Source organism: Rhodobacteraceae bacterium S2214, from assembly GCA_025141675.1.
Classification (GTDB): Bacteria; Pseudomonadota; Alphaproteobacteria; order Rhodobacterales; family Rhodobacteraceae; genus Yoonia.
On record CP081161.1, the window covers coordinates 2,243,182 to 2,260,379 of the forward strand.

The 17,198-nt window shown below is 55.9% G+C and carries 20 protein-coding genes; 9 read left to right on the forward strand and 11 right to left on the reverse strand.

Annotated elements, in window-relative coordinates; genetic code table 11:
• Window positions 1-134 precede the first annotated feature (134 nt).
• Genes K3729_11155 through K3729_11180 form a run of 6 tightly spaced genes read left to right on the forward strand, consistent with a single transcriptional unit; the run spans window position 135 to window position 5,025 of the window.
• Window positions 135-1,001 (forward strand): ATPase, encoded by an 867-nt coding sequence (locus K3729_11155; GenBank protein UWQ98029.1) that lies wholly within the window; start codon window positions 135-137, stop codon window positions 999-1,001.
• A 37-nt stretch (window positions 1,002-1,038) separates the two neighbouring features.
• Window positions 1,039-1,956, forward strand: coding sequence for a homoserine O-succinyltransferase (metA, locus tag K3729_11160; protein UWQ98030.1), 918 nt, complete (start codon window positions 1,039-1,041; stop codon window positions 1,954-1,956).
• On the forward strand, window positions 1,931-2,938 hold the full coding sequence (locus tag K3729_11165) for an alpha/beta hydrolase (GenBank protein ID UWQ98031.1): 1,008 nt from the start codon (window positions 1,931-1,933) through the stop codon (window positions 2,936-2,938). Before metA ends, K3729_11165 begins: the two co-directional genes overlap by 26 nt.
• A 44-nt stretch (window positions 2,939-2,982) precedes the next feature.
• Entirely contained in the window at window positions 2,983-3,843 is an 861-nt protein-coding gene (gene ppk2 / locus K3729_11170; GenBank protein UWQ98032.1) for a polyphosphate kinase 2, read from the forward strand.
• Window positions 3,836-4,453 carry a TetR/AcrR family transcriptional regulator gene (locus tag K3729_11175; GenBank protein ID UWQ98033.1) on the forward strand — a complete coding sequence of 206 codons (618 nt, stop codon included), beginning with the start codon at window positions 3,836-3,838 and terminating at the stop codon, window positions 4,451-4,453. The genes ppk2 and K3729_11175 overlap by 8 nt, the downstream gene beginning before the upstream one ends.
• Before the next feature lie 26 nt (window positions 4,454-4,479).
• Entirely contained in the window at window positions 4,480-5,025 is a 546-nt protein-coding gene (locus tag K3729_11180) for an acyloxyacyl hydrolase (protein UWQ98034.1), read from the forward strand.
• A 52-nt stretch (window positions 5,026-5,077) separates the two neighbouring features.
• On the opposite strand, the gene K3729_11185 is transcribed toward K3729_11180, so the two are convergent.
• The 3 genes from K3729_11185 to K3729_11195 form a co-directional block, all read right to left on the reverse strand.
• Window positions 5,078-6,466 (reverse strand): PepSY domain-containing protein, encoded by a 1,389-nt coding sequence (locus K3729_11185; GenBank protein ID UWQ98035.1) that lies wholly within the window; start codon window positions 6,464-6,466, stop codon window positions 5,078-5,080.
• Window positions 6,467-6,532: 66 nt separating this feature from the next.
• Window positions 6,533-6,901: a hypothetical protein gene (locus K3729_11190; GenBank protein UWQ98036.1), complete on the reverse strand. Its 369-nt coding sequence runs from the start codon at window positions 6,899-6,901 to the stop codon at window positions 6,533-6,535.
• A 125-nt stretch (window positions 6,902-7,026) separates the two neighbouring features.
• Window positions 7,027-7,398 (reverse strand): hypothetical protein, encoded by a 372-nt coding sequence (locus K3729_11195; protein ID UWQ98037.1) that lies wholly within the window; start codon window positions 7,396-7,398, stop codon window positions 7,027-7,029.
• Between the two features lie 91 nt (window positions 7,399-7,489).
• Here K3729_11195 and K3729_11200 point away from each other — a divergent pair, with 91 nt between their 5' ends.
• Window positions 7,490-8,980 (forward strand): hypothetical protein, encoded by a 1,491-nt coding sequence (locus K3729_11200; protein UWQ98038.1) that lies wholly within the window; start codon window positions 7,490-7,492, stop codon window positions 8,978-8,980.
• A 62-nt stretch (window positions 8,981-9,042) separates the two neighbouring features.
• Here K3729_11200 and rpsI read toward each other — a convergent pair whose 3' ends face one another.
• The 5 genes from rpsI to K3729_11225 form a co-directional block, all read right to left on the reverse strand.
• The gene (gene rpsI, locus K3729_11205) at window positions 9,043-9,540 is read right to left on the reverse strand and encodes a 30S ribosomal protein S9 (protein UWQ98039.1); all 498 of its coding nucleotides are present in this window, start codon (window positions 9,538-9,540) and stop codon (window positions 9,043-9,045) included.
• Window positions 9,540-10,001: a 50S ribosomal protein L13 gene (gene rplM / locus K3729_11210; protein UWQ98040.1), complete on the reverse strand. Its 462-nt coding sequence runs from the start codon at window positions 9,999-10,001 to the stop codon at window positions 9,540-9,542. Before rplM ends, rpsI begins: the two co-directional genes overlap by 1 nt.
• A 268-nt stretch (window positions 10,002-10,269) precedes the next feature.
• Entirely contained in the window at window positions 10,270-10,893 is a 624-nt protein-coding gene (locus tag K3729_11215) for a cysteine hydrolase (protein ID UWQ98041.1), read from the reverse strand.
• Between the two features lie 17 nt (window positions 10,894-10,910).
• The gene (locus K3729_11220) at window positions 10,911-11,228 is read right to left on the reverse strand and encodes a multidrug efflux SMR transporter (GenBank protein ID UWQ98042.1); all 318 of its coding nucleotides are present in this window, start codon (window positions 11,226-11,228) and stop codon (window positions 10,911-10,913) included.
• Window positions 11,229-11,432: 204 nt separating this feature from the next.
• On the reverse strand, window positions 11,433-12,854 hold the full coding sequence (locus K3729_11225; protein UWQ98043.1) for a PLP-dependent aminotransferase family protein: 1,422 nt from the start codon (window positions 12,852-12,854) through the stop codon (window positions 11,433-11,435).
• A gap of 86 nt (window positions 12,855-12,940) precedes the next feature.
• On the opposite strand from K3729_11225, the gene K3729_11230 reads away from it, so the two are divergent.
• A complete protein-coding gene (locus tag K3729_11230) occupies window positions 12,941-13,171 on the forward strand; it encodes a DUF1127 domain-containing protein (protein ID UWQ98044.1) in 231 nt (76 codons plus the stop codon).
• Between the two features lie 40 nt (window positions 13,172-13,211).
• Here K3729_11230 and K3729_11235 read toward each other — a convergent pair whose 3' ends face one another.
• Entirely contained in the window at window positions 13,212-13,637 is a 426-nt protein-coding gene (locus tag K3729_11235) for a PaaI family thioesterase (GenBank protein UWQ98045.1), read from the reverse strand.
• 60 nt (window positions 13,638-13,697) lie between these two features.
• On the opposite strand from K3729_11235, the gene K3729_11240 reads away from it, so the two are divergent.
• Complete coding sequence (locus tag K3729_11240) at window positions 13,698-14,480, forward strand: enoyl-CoA hydratase (protein ID UWQ98046.1); 783 nt, start codon at window positions 13,698-13,700, stop codon at window positions 14,478-14,480.
• Window positions 14,481-14,548: 68 nt separating this feature from the next.
• Here K3729_11240 and K3729_11245 read toward each other — a convergent pair whose 3' ends face one another.
• Window positions 14,549-16,018 carry a carboxypeptidase M32 gene (locus tag K3729_11245; GenBank protein UWQ98047.1) on the reverse strand — a complete coding sequence of 490 codons (1,470 nt, stop codon included), beginning with the start codon at window positions 16,016-16,018 and terminating at the stop codon, window positions 14,549-14,551.
• Window positions 16,019-17,161: a COX15/CtaA family protein gene (locus K3729_11250; GenBank protein ID UWQ98048.1), complete on the reverse strand. Its 1,143-nt coding sequence runs from the start codon at window positions 17,159-17,161 to the stop codon at window positions 16,019-16,021. It abuts the gene before it with no gap.
• Window positions 17,162-17,198 lie beyond the last annotated feature (37 nt).

A 17,198-nucleotide genomic window follows, 5' to 3' on the forward strand; every position in this document is an offset into this window, starting at 1 on the left:
AAAGTACGGGTCTGGTCGTGTCGCACCGTGCAAGCGTCTTTGGCAAAAGTCCACCGGACACACACAGACACGAACACACCGCGATGTGGTTTTTTCCCTAGCGCCCACCCCGGTCCGCGCATATTCCTGCGCTTATGATTTACGAAACCGCAGCCGAATGGCGTAACGCCCCCCAGAAACGTGTCCTCATCTTTGCGATGTCAGGGCTTGGGAAAACCTATCTGTCCACCATGCTGCGCGACGGCGGCGATTGGTTTCATTACTCGATCGATTACCGGATCGGCACACGGTACATGGGCGAAGCGATTGCGGACAACGCCAAACGCGAGGCGATGAAAGTTCCGTTCCTGCGCGATCTGCTGCGGTCCAATTCGATCTACATCGGGTCGAACATCTCGTTCGATGATCTCAAACCGATGTCATCCTATCTTGGCAAACCGGGCAATCCGGCGCTGGGCGGTCTGGATTGGGATGAATACACCAAACGGCAGGACCAGTTTCAACGCTCAGAAATCGCAGCCTTGCACGACACCGGCCATTTTATCGACCGTGCGACCGATCTGTACCAATACCCGCATTTTATCTGCGACACAGGCGGATCAATCTGCGAATGGGTCAACACAGACGACGATAAAGACCCGATCATGACGGACCTCGCGTCCAAGACGCTGATGGTTTGGATCGAAGGCACCGACGCGCATACGGCCGAACTGATCCGCAGGTTCGACAAAGAACCAAAACCGATGTCCTATGATCCGGTCTTTCTGTTAAACACTTGGCAAGCTTATCTGGCCGAATTTAACAAAGCGCCCGATCAGGTTGATCCGGATGACTTTATCCGCTGGGCCTTTGCAAAGGCGCTCGCCCATCGTCAGCCGCGCTACAAGGCGATGGCAGATAAATGGGGCATCACAGTCCCCCAAGACGCGGTCACACGTGTTCACGATCAGGAGGGTTTTGTTGGCATGATCGCTGACGCCCTTGAGATGCGCAGGGGTTAGCCCTATCTCTGCCATCCGACCCACGTGAGGTTACACTATGCCGATTAAACTACCCGCCGCCCTGCCCGCTTTTGACGTTCTGACCAACGAAGGCGTCATGGTGCTTGATGAAGACCAAGCCGGTCATCAGGACATCCGCCCGTTGCGGATCGCTTTGCTGAACCTGATGCCCAAGAAAATCCAGACAGAGAACCAGTTCGCACGATTGATCGGGGCGACCCCGCTACAGATTGAACTGACACTTATCCGGATGTCTGAACACCAGACAAAGAATACTGCGGCCGAACATATGGCGGAGTTCTACCAGCCGTTCCAAGACGTGAAGGACCAGAAATTCGATGGTCTGATCATCACAGGCGCGCCAATCGAACACCTCGACTTTACCGACGTGACCTACTGGGACGAACTGCGCGAAGTCATGGACTGGACCCAAACCAACGTGCATTCCACCTTCGGGGTGTGCTGGGGCGGCATGGCGATGATCAACTACTTCCACGATGTGAAAAAACATCTGCTGGATCACAAAGCCTTCGGATGCTTCCGGCACCGTGTCTGTGATGCGGCGTCGCCGTACCTACGCGGCTTCTCAGATGATTGCGTGATCCCGGTCAGTCGATGGACCGAAATGCGTCAGGATGAAATTGACGCAGCGTCGGGGCTGAAAACCCTGATCACAAGTGACGATTCTGGTCCCGCACTGGTTGAAGATCCGACACATCGTGCTCTGTATATATTCAACCACTTTGAATACGACAGTGGGACGCTGAAACAGGAATATGATCGCGATGTTGCTGAAGGCACGCCGATCAATGTGCCTACCAACTATTATCCGGGGGATGATCCGACCCAGCCACCTCTGAACAAATGGCGTTCACACGCGCATCTGCTCTACGGGAACTGGATCAACGAGATCTACCAGACCACGCATTATGACATTGATAAAATCGGCACTTAAGGGACTTTCATACACGGGCGCGGCGCTGGGCCTGTCGGCATTGCTGACGGGCTGTGTGTCATCCGCACGGACCCAAGCCACCGAAGAGGCGTTCCCGCCTGTCGGCCAATTCACCGAAGTCACAGGTGGGCGCGTGCACTACGTGCAAAAAGGGTCCGGCCCGCATGTCGTCCTGCTGCATGGTGCGGGCGGTAACCTGCGCGATTTTACCTTTGATCTGCTAGACCGGCTAGCGGATGACTTCACCGTAACCGCATTTGACCGTCCGGGTCTTGGATACACCGACCGCGTGCCACAGGTAGAAACCGGACCGCTTGCCACGGATGGTGACAGCCCAGCTGATCAAGCGCGGATGCTACGCGAAGCCGCAACCCAACTTGGCATCGAAAATCCAATCGTCGCGGGTCATAGCTTCGGTGGTATCGTCGCCATGGCTTGGGCAGACATTGGTTTAGGTGAAGAAGCACCTGTAAACGCCTCTGGCATCGTATCTTTTGGCGGTGTTCTAATGCCGTGGCCTGACGATCTGGGGGCCTATTACACCGTGAACGGCAGCCCCGTTGGCGGCGCCGTCGTGATCCCGCTGATTTCAGCCTTTGCGCCGCTCAGCACCATCGAAGGCGCGGTAGAAGGCATCTTTGCACCGGACCCCGTCCCCGAAGGCTACGTCGCCCACATCGGTGCGCCCTTAGCCGTGCGGCAAGAAACATTCCGCGCGAACGTCCGCCAAGTAAACACCCTGCGCCCGCATGTCGTCGAAATGACGACGCGCTATCCGCAGCTAACGCTTCCGATCGAAATCCTCCACGGGACGGCGGACACAACTGTCCCTGACTTCGTTCACCCGATTGAATTTGTAAAAATCGTAGATACGGCACGTTTGACCAGCCTGCCCGGTGTCGGCCACATGCCGCACCATGCTGACCCGCAAGCCGCAGTCGACGCGATTGTACGCGCAGCAGACCGCGCCGGATTGCGTTAAGCCTCTAAAATCGCCATAACTAGCGAAATTCAGGGAGTTTTATCATGTCTAAACCGCTTGATGGTGGGATCAGTGCCTACTTCAAAAACGAAGCGCCGGACGATGTGGTTGATCTGATCAAATCCGCCAAGAAAAAGCGGATCATCAACCCCGATTACCCCTACGACACGGCGTGGGACAAAGACGACTACGAAGCCGAAATCGAAGCGCTGCAAATCCAGCTCGTGCAGATGCAGGCATGGGTCAAAGAGACTGGCCAACGCGTTGCAGTCGTTTTCGAAGGCCGTGATGCGGCTGGCAAAGGCGGGACGATCAAACGGTTCCGCGAAAATCTGAACCCGCGCGGCGCACGTGTGGTAGCACTTTCCAAGCCGACTGAAGTCGAAGCAACGCAATGGTATTTCCAACGTTATATCAAACACCTACCCGCCGCTGGTGAAGTCGTTTTCTTCGACCGCAGCTGGTACAATCGCGGCGTTGTGGAACACGTGTTCGACTTCTGTACGCCAAATCAACGCCAACACTGGTTCAACCAAGTCGGCGACTTCGAAAAAATGTTGGCCGACGACGGCATCAAACTGTTCAAAATCTGGCTCAATGTCGGGCGTGCAACGCAATTGAAACGTTTCCTCGACCGCGAAAGCGATCCGCTCAAGCAGTGGAAACTCAGCTGGATCGACGTCGCTGGCCTTGCGAAATGGGACGCCTACACCACGGCCATCGACGAGACGTTGACGCGCACCCACTCAGATTACGCACCGTGGACCGTAGTGCGGTCCGACGACAAAAAACGCGCCCGTGTGAACGCCATTAAGTCCGTCCTGCAAGGTCTTGATTACCCAAACAAAGACCTGCCCAAGATCGACGATAAAATCGCTGGCGGACCGGATCTGTGGCATGCCTAAACAGGGCTATCATCACGGCAATCTCCGCGAGGCACTTGTCAAATCCTGCCTCACGCTGATCGAAGCCAAAGGCCCGACCGGTTTCTCCCTCTCCGAAGCCGCACGCGAAGCAGGTGTGACACCCGCTGCCGTCTACCGCCATTTTGCAGGCCGCGAAGACCTGATCGCGGAAGCGGCGCACCAAGGTTACGACATCTTCGGCGACCTGATGGAACACGCCTATAACGGCGGCAAACCCTCTGCGTTGACGGCGTTCCTCAAAACAGGCCGCGCCTATCTGGCCTTCGCAAACAAATTTCCGGGCCATTACGTGGCCATGTTCGAATCCGGCATTTCGATCCAGCGAAACCCAGCACTCAACGCCTCCGCGACCCGCGCGCTGGGCGTCTTGGAAAAAGCGGCAACAGACCTTAGCAACCACATCCCAGCGGACCGCCGTCCGCCGCCACAGATGTTCTCGGCCCACATCTGGGCGTTGTCGCACGGTGTCGTCGAACTTTTCGCCCGCGGCTCCCCCGGCACCAAAAGCCCCTTTCCCCCCGAAGACCTGCTCGAAACGGGCATCGGCATCTACCTGCGCGGACTTGGCCTTTTGCCGCCCGACGCCTGACCTCATTTGCACATAGGACACCACCAATGGACGGAACCCTTGCCCTTATCTGGTTGCTGACAAGCGTCGCTGACATGACGGCGAATGACTGCCCGAACGAAGGCTGCCTGATCAAAGAACCCGCGCAAGCGCGCCTGTCCTACCAATTCGCCGACGTGCAATTCAACGATGAAAGCATCGCCGAAGAATTCTACATGGGCTACGACAGCCACCGCCGCAAAGGACCGTTCCAACCGACCTATGGACTGTCCCTGACAACGGACGGATCGGCATGGTTTGGTGTCGGCTGGAAATGGACATCGCAAAACGTCTTTGACAGCCCGCTGTTCATTGAAACATCCATGATGCCGGGCCTTTACGCGCCACGCGAAGGAATTGACCTTGGCGGCGCGCTGCAATTCCGGTCAGCTTTTGGGATCGGGTATGAATTCGACAACGGCAGCACAATCACAGTCGCCTATGATCACAGATCCAACGCAGACACCCACGCACGTAACCCGGGGCTTGAGACTCTGTCCATCCGCTACGCAGTCGAATGGGAAAACGGACCGCAGATCACGTCACGGTTCTAGCAACTGTGATCAGAATGGCACCGCCCCGAAACAGAGCGGTGCCAACATCACTTTACGTCAAACGATAGCGCAAGCTCGGCAACCACGACAGGATGAACGCATCCACCGCCAGCACACAAAGCAACGCAATCCCAGCCATCGGGAACGCCATCGAGACGGCCAACCCCACGAACATTGCGCCCTGCCATAACGGCAGCTCTTTCGGCATTGGCGGCGCAGAAAGCCGGCCAGCGTGCGCGGGCTTGCGTTTCCACCACAGCACGACCGAACTGACGCACAGGAACAAGACGGACAGACAGATGATCGTGTTGGCCAGAACGCTCCATAACCCCAAGGTCCCCATGTGCAGCGCGATCCCAACTGCCATGGCTTTCCCCGCGACCGAATAATCATCGAACCGCACGTCAGCCAAAATCTTGCCTGAATACTGATCCACATGAACAGTCCGGTCGGACATCGGGTCAGTGCTATCCGTATTCATGGAATCGCGGCTTAGCGTCCACACACCCGTTGCCGAACGCGGCACGTTCAACTGATAGCGGGCATCGAACCCGATTTCACGCGCAAGCCGATCCACCGTGTCGATCGTCACCGGACCAGCATCCACACCAGCAACACCCGCATCACTCCCAGACGCAGGCAATGGTGTCTGCTCCAACGCCCACGGCACTTCACGGCGGTCGTGGTTCAAACTGGCATGGGTTTCATCCGACAATGGAACTTCGCTCCATTTTTCCGCAGGAAACTGGCTCCACGCTTGAACCATTTTACCGCCCCAGATTCCTGCCCACGACAGGCCTGAAATCAGGAAGAACACCAAAAACAAGGATAACCAGATGCCAACAACGCCATGCAGCGATTTCCACAACGCGCGACCGCGGCCAAAAGTTGGAACAAACGCACGACGCCATCCCGCACCGCGTGGCCACCACATATAAAGACCCGTGGCAATCAGGACCAACGCCAACGACGCGGCCGTCTCCAGCATCCGGTCCCCTGTGACACCAAGCATCAGATCACTGTGGATACCGTCGACGAAATCATACCATCCGCTCCGGCGTGGAAAAGTCTCGATCACCTCTGCGGTGTATAGATCAACGGCGACCATCGTGGCATCGCCACCAGAATCGACGCGAAACAACGCCGCCACATCGGGTGTACGTGGGGCGACGTACTGCTTCAGCGTCCCGTCGGGTATGGCGGCCACAGCAGCATCCGCTTGTACGGAAACCGGCTGGATAATGTCCTGTGGGATCACGGCTGTCCGTTCCCCGTCTCTCCCGTCAATCCACGCGATCCACAGCATGGCCATCCCTGTGACCGCCAATACGGTCAGGAACGGAATTACAAATAAGCCAGCGTAGAAATGCCAGCGCCACGCGGCGAAATAGAGTTTGTTCACGCGGCCCTCGGGCGGCGCGGTAATGTCGGTTGCTTTCATGATTTGGCTCCAAGCCTTGAGACCCGCTTGCAAGCGGGCGAAATTGAACTCTGTTGGGTGAAGAGATCAGGCTTGGGGTGGTGCGCGTGTCAGTCGCGCAGGATCAAGTGGGCGCGCGTTGTGCAGTTGAACGGCGACAAAGGTTTGAATGCGCGTCTGTTCCAGCAGACGCATTGGAATGCCGTGGCAATCACGCGGAATAAGCGCGCCACCCGCCAGACGGCAGGCCTCGCACTTTTGACCCACGGCATTGTCCTGCCCGCCTGTATCGCCACAAATGTCAGACAACGAACCGCCAGCAGCGACATAGGCTGCAAGCTCGGGCGTCATTTCAGATTGAACTGCGGGAGAATGGGCAAATCCGGACATCACCATCGCGCAAATCAGCGCAACGGGCGTCAAAAGACTGGAAATGATCCGCAACGCTTTGAACATGCCACGCGACCTAGATCATTTCGAAGGCGGACACGAGAGGCCATTTACCAAAAAGGGCGCCCAACCGGACGCCCTTTCCACAGCAATCGGCCCACCAACAACAAGGTCCGCACGTCACGATCAAATCACGACATCATCAAGATCAAATAAACCGCCGTCGTCAGCACCGCATGAACGCGGGGCCAACGATCAGTCGCGGCCCACATAGCCAAGACCGCAAAAACCGCATTAATAACCACATCCTGAGCCAGCATCGCATTGGCCCACTCAATGAAAAGTTGTAGATACCACATCATAGGATAATCTCCCGTTACGCGGCGAGGCCCCGCCTGAGTTTCAGACGTTGTCCGGACAAGACTAAAATCGCAGATCAGGGGCGAACGAACGAGATGAACAGAGTTGGCGTTGGTGGAACAGGGTTGGTAAGAGTTGGCTAAAGTTGAACGGGCAACAATGGTGGCTTTCGGCAAAGCCGTTCGCGCAGCAAGAATTGACAAAGGATGGTCCCATCCTCAGCTCGATCGACAGACCCAAGACGGTATCGACAAATCGCACTTGTCCGCGATCGAAACAGGAAAACGGAAGGGTTTGAGCCCCGTCACCGTCTCGCGCCTCGTCACCGCGCTAGAGATGGACAAACAATGGGTGGATAGCTTCGTATCTGGCTCACCTGCGCCCGACAGTTCACCAAAGAATCCCCAGACCGCAGAAGAAAAGGAAAAACAGGAACAGACCGCGCAGCGGTTGACGGACAAGATCCACAAAGACCCAACCGCCCCGCCAGTCGCAGAAGCACTGCTCACAACACTGGCGTATGAATTTGCTGGCGGACATTACCTCGACTTGCACACGGCCTATACGGCGCTGCGCCAAGCCCTCGAAGCCGCAGAAAACATTCGCAAACGCGGGGAAATGCCGCCGGACAATACGGGCAGCCAGTTGAATGCCGTGATGGCTGAGGTGGCAAAACTCAATGACAAAGGCGAGACGGAAGACGCCGACGCATTGCTGGATGCCGAAGAGGCCCGCCGACGCGAAGAGCGCGCAGCGGAGCGGGATCGGATGGAACAGGACGCACAAGCTTGGCTGACTGAACGGATCAACCAAGACCGCCTACGCAACCGCCCCGATCTGGCCGCGGAACGTATCGTGAGAAACCTGCGCGAATTTCCGAAAGGGAAACTGTTTTGGGCTGTCGATGACACGGCCGACAAATGGAAAAACCAAGGCGACAAGGCTGGTGATATCTTCGCCCTCGAAGTTGCGCTGGCGTTGGCGCAGGACAATTACAACAGGGCAAAAACCAAAAAACCGCTGGCCGCCAACGCACTCAAAACGCTTGGCTGGTGCCGTCTTCGTCTGGCGGAACGATCCAGTGAGGGTCACCATCTGATTAATGCACACCGCGCCCTTCGTGCTGCGGTTCAGAAGACGAGTAAGACCAAAGCCCCCCAGAATTGGTCTGCTCGTCAAGATGGCCTCGGTGGGGTTCTAAGGGAAATGGGCAAGCGCGAGAGAAACAAAGACCTACTAAAAAACGCCGTTTCCGCCCACCGCGCAGCGTTGAAGTTAGATCAAAAATCAGATTCAGATTATGTCAAACATCGCTGGAACAATCTCGGCATTGCACTTCAAGAATTGGGCGAGGTGACAGAAGACGCCGACATTCTTCGCGAGGCGGAAGCGACACTGACTGAAGCCCTCGCTCTCAAAGAAAAAGATCAAGATCATGATCTACTGGATTGGGAAATGAGCCAGTCCAACCTAGCCATTGCCCAACGATGGTTGGGCGCAGTCACGCGTGATCCGGCAAAGCTGCGAGAGGCCCGTGCGGGCTATACCGCTTGCGAAGATTTAGCATTTGAGACAGACGCACCGTTCGACTGGGCACGGCTCCAATGGAACATCGCCGATCTAGCCTTGGCCCGCTATCAGCTTGATCCCAATCCAGATTTTTTGGTCGAGGCACGCGCCTATCTCGCCCGCGCCCGCGCCTTTTTCGTCGATGGCTCAGACTACCAAACAGAACGCTGCGATGACCTCTCAGTCCAAATCGAAGCCGCCGAAGCCGCCGCATAACCCCATCGCAAACAAAAAGGGCGCCCAACCGGACGCCCCTTCCAAAACCATAGACCCAAAGCTTAACGCTTGGAGAACTGGAAGCTCTTACGCGCTTTTGCTTTACCGTACTTCTTACGCTCAACAACACGGCTATCGCGTGTGAGGAAGCCAGCAGCTTTCAGCGCAGGACGCAGGGCCGGATCATAAAGCTGAAGCGCTTTAGACACACCGTGTTTCACCGCACCAGCTTGACCGGAAAGACCACCGCCTTTGACAGTTGCGACAACGTCGAACTGACCAGCAACACCAGCAACAGAGAATGGCTGCGCCAAGATCATCTGCAGCACTGGACGTGCAAAGTAAGTGTTCATTTCTTTGCCGTTCACTGTGACCTTACCAGAACCTGGCTTGATCCAAACACGGGCAACAGCGTCTTTACGCTTACCAGTGGCATATGAACGACCCAGTTCGTCACGAACTGGTTCACGGTTGATTTGAACTTCAGCAACAGGTGCGTCAGCGACAACGCCTTCTGCAACCGCGCCGAGCTCTTCGAGAGAGTTGATCTGATCGGCCATTATGCAGTCCTCGTGTTCTTTTTGTTCATGGACTTAACGTCCAGAACTTCAGGCTTCTGGGCTTCCATGCCGTGCTCTGCACCAGCGAAGACGCGGATGTTTGTCATCTGCTTCTTGGACAGTGGACCACCAGGCAACATGCGCTGAACAGCTTTCATCAGAACGCGCTCAGGGTGCTTGCCTTCAAGGATCTCGCCTTTGGTGCGGGATTTGATCCCACCCACGTGGCCAGTGTGCCAGTAGTATTTTTCATCACGCTTGTTACCAGTCATCTGAACTTTGTCAGCGTTGATAACGATCACGTTGTCGCCCATGTCCATGGACGGCGTGAAGGATGCTTTGTGCTTGCCGCGCAAGCGCATGGCAATGATGGACGCCAAACGGCCCAGAACAACGCCTTCAGCGTCGATCAAGATCCATTTCTTGTCTACATCTGCCGGAGTCGCAGAAAAGGTTTTCATATCTCACCAAAAAGGTTTGGGGGGACCATTACGGCCCCGTCATTCGGATAACGGGCTTATAAAGGTGTGCAGGACACAAACAAGAGAAAAAGAAGCAATTAAATCGTTGTATTTCAGCGGGTTAAAAATAAGGTATCAAAATACCCCACGCAATTATCACGCTACGGACGTTTCCGCACCGAAACTCACACCATTCCCCCTCATCCCCACCACAGCGAACGCTTCGCTTCGCATGCACGCGCATGGAATGCTCAACGGACCAACTCGCTTATCGGTGCTTTGACATCGCTTCAATCACCGTCGCCCGATGCTGAACCGCGCCCGTTTGCAGGTATTCCATCGCTTTGAGTGCCGCGTCATGCGCCTCAACGGATGATCCACCGACACAGTCGGTCACGACGCGGCAGAAATAGTTAGACTGATGCCCATCAACAAACGTATAGTGGACGCAGACATCGGTCAGCCCGCCGCACAGCAAAAGCGTGTCGACCTTCAGCCCCCGCAGCAGAATTTCCAGATCAGTTCCAAAAAACGCGGAGTAACGCCGCTTCGGAATGATGTAGTCGCCTTTGCGATATCCCATTTCCTCTTTGGCGACATCTGTACGCGGGTCACCTTCCAGACAGTGAACGTCCTCGTCCCCGTCCAGCTCGCGTCCGAAATCAATAAGGTCAGATCGATGGATTTCCTGAATGAAAATCACCGGCACGTCGTTCTCATGGGCGGCATCCACCAAGTCGCGCGCAGCGATCATCCGATCCTTGTAGCCCGGCATGTTATCGATGGACCGCACTTCACTATCGTCAATGAAGGTGCTTTTCTGAATGTCGATCACGATCAGTGCAGGCCGGCCTTCGATCAGATTTCTTGCTGTTTTGGTTGCTGTCGTCATTTTCGTGTCCCTTCGTATTAATGCGCATCTGATCCGATGAGAAACATCCCAATCATCAGAAAAATCAGACCTGCTATTCCGGCCATGCTAAGATTTTGATTGAACGCCATCACGCCCACAATCACCGATCCGACTGAACCGATCCCGGTCCAAATCGGATAGGCAATCCCAAGCGGTAGACGTGCCATCGCGGCATAAAGAGCCACAAGGCTCGCGATCATCGCAACAAGCGTCAAAACGCCAAGCGTCCAAGAGAAACCAATACCAAGCTTCTTGAGCCCCGCGGCCCACGCGACTTCCAATGCACCTGCGATGAAAAGATAAAACCAAGCCATTTCGACCTCCACTATCCGCAGGTCGTCCTGACTAGTGCCCTGTCATGGCCGGGTCGTCCCGGCAGGCCTACGTCAAAGGGTTAAACGTGACATCAGGACTTGTCAATTTACCGGTCGACTAGGAATGGCGGCAAAAGAAACATCCTGTCGTGAGTCTTCAAAATCGGCTCAATCCACGTGCCGAACCGCCCGTAGCACCCCCAGTCAAACCGAAATAATATCCGGCGGATTATCCAGCATCTCGCGTAGCGTTTGCATCCCCGACGCAAAGTGTTCGTGGCTCACCTGCCCGTTAATCGCAATCCGCACCGCATGGTTTGATCGCCCATCACGCAAAGCAAAATCCTCTGCCGATTTGATCAACACGCCCGCGGTTTCAGCCTGCTGTTTGAACTCGCCAGCACGCCAGCCCATGGGCAGCTCTAACCACAAAAACGGGACCTGTTCAGACCACGTCAGCTTATGACCGCCGAGGATATTCACCGCCGCACGCACATCTTCGGCAATCCGGCCTTTAATCCGCTCAATAATGTCCGGCAATTCGGGCTGGGCCATAATGTATGCATACATATCCGTTACAAGCCGCGTCACACCAAACGAATGGAACGTGGACGTGCGGGCAAGGTTCGCGCCCCAATCCAAAGGGGCAACCGCAAATCCGATCCGCAGCGCGGCTGTCAGCGACTTTGACGGTGACGTCACATACCACCCCAAATCCGGCGCCAACGCGCGATAACTTGGTCCGTTATGTTCGGTCCGCATCAACCGATAACAATCGTCATCAATGATATGGATACCGTAACGCTGCGCCAGCTTCGCAATCTGCTTACGGCGCGGCGTCGATGTTGTGCGCACAGTCGGATTGCAGACCTCGGCAGAGGTGCAAAACACCTGCACACCCTGCGTTTTGATCAAATCCTCAAGCACCGCCGGATCAGGCCCCTCGTCATCCCAAGGCACCCCCACAACTTGAGCGCGCGACATGACAGCAGCCGACCTGAACCCACCATAGCTAAGCTCATCCACGGCAATAACAGGTGAAGGTCCATGCAGAACCGTTTGTAAAATCATGATAATCGCGCTTTGGCCGCCATGCGACGTAATCACATCGTTTTCATCAAACGGACCGACGGGGGTATCGGTCAAAGATGCCTTAAACGCGCGCCGTGCCGCGATATCTGTGACGCGGCTTGGGTAGTTCAACAGATGTTCGGGCACCATATCCGTGGCGAGCGCTTGTAAAGCCCCCCGCATGATCGCACCCTGCCCGACCTCCGGCATTTTCGGGCTCAACAGATGAACCCGCTCCGATAACTCAGCGACGTTATCCAACATCGCAGGCGCGTCCCAGACCGATTGCGCAACAGCTTTGCGTTCCGTCACGAACGTACCGCGGCCAACACCAGCGGTCAGACGCCCTTCATCTGTCAAGACAGCATAGGCCCGCGCCACGGTGCCCGGTGTGACATTGATTCGATACGCAAGATCACGCACAGGCGGCAGTTGTTCACCGGCAGACAATTGTCCCGATACAATCGCTTCGCGAATGGCCTGCGCCAACGCCTTATACTTCGCACGCCCCGCACCAGACAGACTTGGTTGCCATTTTGTATCGGATACAATCATTCTCTCGACCCACGCATGCAGTACAATGTACCAAATAGATACGAAACAACTGCAAATGTGTCAATACAATTTGAAAGGGACGCATCATGTCATCAAACGCTATCCACCCCGCCCAACTCGCTCTCCTCAACTCTCAGGCACAGCTTCCAACGCTGGCCCGTGTTGCTGTGACCGTGGCGGTGATGGCGACGAAATGGGACATGAATTGGCGAACCCGCAAGGCGCTTGGTCGTCTTGATCCATACGAATTGGACGACATCGGCCTCACGTCAGCTGAGGCCAAGCGCGAAGCGAACAAGCGCTTCTACCAACGTTAAGATCTTCCTGACTGGGCCGGATATTTTCCGGCCCCTTTTTTTAGTGCTTTGGGATCGAATACGTCAGCGACGCCCGCGCAACAGGGTCCGTCTGCCCTTCGCTGAACAGCAGAACATCCCCCACAGCCAAAACGCGCCCCAACTTCAGAACCCGCGCTTTTGCAATCAGATCAACGCCAGCGGCAGGTTTACGCATAAAATCAATGCCGCAATTGGTCGTCACCGCCAACCCGACCGGCCCGATCCGCGCCAAAATCGCAAGATACATCGCCACATCCGCGAGCGCGAACATCGACGGACCTGATACAGTCCCGCCCGGACGCAAGTGCTGTTCTTGAACACGTAGCCGCACCGTCAATTCCGTCTCATCCAGCGCATCGAGCCCGAACATGTCCGCGACTTGCGTGAAATCCCGTTCCAAAAACGCCTCTAGCGCCGGAATATCCATTTTCAAAATGTCAGACATGTCTTCCCTCACTCCCAATCACGGCCTAAGCTTCCGTGAAACCAACCTAAAGGCAAGCCTATGACATTGCTCTCACGCGACGTTACTGACCATATCGCACATATTGAAATGACGGCGCCCGCACGGCTGAACGCGCTGTCCGACGCGATGCTGGCAGCGCTTCACGCCGAACTCGATACAATCGCGGAAGACGATACAATCCGTGTTGTGATCCTATCCGGCAGTGGAAAAGCGTTCTGCGCAGGCCACGATTTAAAGGAAATGCAGGCCGGACGCAGCGCCGATGATGGCGGGGCCGCCTATTTCAAAGACCTATTTGGCCGTTGTGGGGCCCTGATGCAGCGCATTCAAACGCTTCCGCAACCTGTGATCGCTCAGGTCCACGGCATCGCCACAGCCGCCGGTTGCCAACTTGTCGCGACATGCGACATGGCAGTCGCGGCTGATACGACAAAATTTGGTGTTAACGGGGTCAACATCGGACTGTTCTGCTCAACGCCGATGGTGGCATTAACGCGCAACATCCCAACGAAATCCGCATTTGAAATGCTGACAACGGGTCGTTTCATTGACGCGACAGAAGCACAACAACTTGGCCTGATAAACCGTTCTGTTCCAACAGAAAATCTGCAATCAGCCACCCGCGCTTTGGCCGCAAGCATTGCCGCGAAATTGCCCGCCGCTGTCCGTTACGGTAAGGCGGCATTTTACGCGCAATCCCACATGGCGACGCAGGATGCCTATGCCTTCACCGCCGACGTTATGGCCGCAAACATGCAGGATCGCGACACCAACGAAGGCATCGCTGCCTTCTTGGAGAAACGTAAACCGGACTGGTCCTAACTTCTTTTGGTCAGAAATATTTTGCGCGGTCTGGGGTGCAAAACCCCAGATGGCCCCGCAGGGCCATTCTACAGATCGTAAATATCGCCAAACTTTGCTTCGAGGTAATCCAGCAATGGCGCCTCGCTCGGCGCTGCACCGGTCGCGCGCGTGATCAAATCTTTGGGTTCATAAAGACCACCAAAGCGTTGAACATTCTCGCGTAACCATCCAGTGGCCGCACCTGTGTCGCCATTTGCAAGATCGGCATCGACCGCAGGGACTGCCGTCCGCATCGCTGTATTCAAGCAACCCGCATAGACATTCCCAAGCGTATACGTTGGGAAATACCCAAACAAACCTTCGGACCAATGCACGTCCTGCAACACCCCGTTTGACGGCTTGTCCACGGCATACCCAAAATCAGCCAAGAACCGATCGTTCCACGCGGCCTCTAGATCCGCGACGGCCAAATCGCCTGACATCAGCGCCCGTTCCAGATCGAACCGCAGCAGAACGTGCAAGTTATATTGCACCTCGTCGGCTTCGGTACGGATAAACCCGTCCGTCACACGGTTCACGCAGGCATAAAACGCACGCGCATCCGCGATCCCAAAGTCCCCAAACGCATCACGCATCTGACCATAGAGCCATCCAGTGAACGCCTCCGACCGCGCAAGCTGGTTTTCGTAAATCCGGCTTTGGCTTTCATGCACACCCATCGACACGCCGCCACCCAGCGGCGTCAGTAGATGCTGTTTGTCGATCCCTTGCTCATAACACGCATGGCCGACTTCATGGATTGTCGAGTAAAAACAATTGAATGGATCACGTTCCTCAGTGCGCGTCGTGATCCGCACATCCAAACCGGACCCGCTCGAAAACGGGTGAACGGCCTTATCAATCCGTCCGCTTTTCAGGCCATACCCAAAGGTTTGCGCCAGCTTAGTCGACAAAGCCAGCTGTGCCGCCTCGTTAAAGGAACCGGACAATGCGGCAGGCGCAGGTTTGTCCAGGATCGCAGCACGCAGCGCCACCAGACGCGGACGCAACGCGTCAAACATCGCACCCAGTTCAGCACCCGTCGCACCCGGTTCATAGTCGTCCAGCAAGGCGTCATAGGCATCCGCATCGCCCGCAACCGCAGCGGCTTCTTCCCGCCGAAGCGCCACAACCTTGTCCAACATTGGCAGGAACGCTGCGACGTCTTCATTGGCCCGTGCAACCGCCCACACGCGATGCGCAAGCGACGTGGTTTTTGCAAGTTCCGCCGCTAGTTTAGCAGGCACTTTTAACGTCCGCGTATACGATCGTTTGACCTGCCGTAGGTTTGCAGCTTCAACATCGTTTGCAGCCTTTGCGGTCTCAAGCCAGTCACCAATCCGCGGATCAATCCGCCGCGCATGTAGCACGTTCGCCATCGCACCATGTTCTTCGGCGCGTTGGTCAGTTGCCCCTTCCGGCATCATCGTTTCCTGATCCCAGCCCAAACGGCCAGCGACCTGAGACAGCGCTTCGGTTTCACGCTGAAACGCCATCAATTCTGCATAAGCGGACATCTACACAGCCCCCCGAACAGATTGCGGCAACGGATAAGTCGCCAAGAACCGCGCCCGCAGGACCAGAACCCACAGCACAACCGCGCCAAACTGATGCACAATCGCGATTTGCCACGGCGCAGAATACAACACGGTCACAATACCCAGCAGCATCTGAACAACCATCATCGCCAACACCAAATTAAAACCAAACCGTGTTTGCGCATTGGCCGATTTGCGCGCACGCAGCCAGACGACGATCCCGAAGACAAACAGGACATAGCCCGCCATCCGGTGCATAAACTGGACCAGCCCCGCGTCCTCAAAGAAGTTGCGCCAAACAGGTTCAAGCACAAACGGATCAGGCGGTAAAAACCCACCTGCCATCAGCGGCCATTGCGGAAAAGCGCGGCCCGCATCAATGCCGGCGACCAAAGCGCCCAACAATATCTGGATGAACGTCAGTCCAACCAAAACCGACGCCCATTTCGCAAGTGTCGGATTTCCCAAACGACGCGCCTGCAGCAGGTCCGCTTCGCGACGCGAAAGCCGCAGAATGTACCACGCAATAAACCCGAAAATCACAAACGCGAGGCCCAGATGCGTGGCAAGCCGGTAAGACGCCACATCCAGCATCCCCGCTTCAAGTCCACTGGACACCATCCACCAGCCAATCGCGCCTTGCAGGCCGCCCAAGGCGCCGATGAACAACAACTTCCCCGTCCAACCTGTTGGAATATTGCGGGTAATCGCAAACCCAAGGAAACCAAGCGCCCAGACAACACCAATGAAACGGCCCAACTGACGGTGTCCCCATTCCCACCAGTAGATGAACTGGAATTCAGTCAGGGACATGCCTTTATTCTGTTCTTGGTACTCGGGTATTTGACGGTATTTATCAAATTCGACCTGCCAATCCGCGGCATTCATCGGCGGCAACGCACCCGACACGGGGTTCCATTCCGTGATCGACAATCCGCTGTCGGTCAACCGCGTCAAACCACCAACAGCGATCATGACCGCGACAAGCGCAAACAAAACGTAAAGCCACGCGCGAATGCCCTTACGCGCGCCCTGTCCTTTCGCGTCGATCCCGCCAGTCGTGACGGCTTTCTTTTCGGTCGTATTGACCTCTTCAAAAATATTGCGGGGCTTGGTCGCCATTTACGGGATCTCCGGATGTGTCAGTGCACGCATTGTG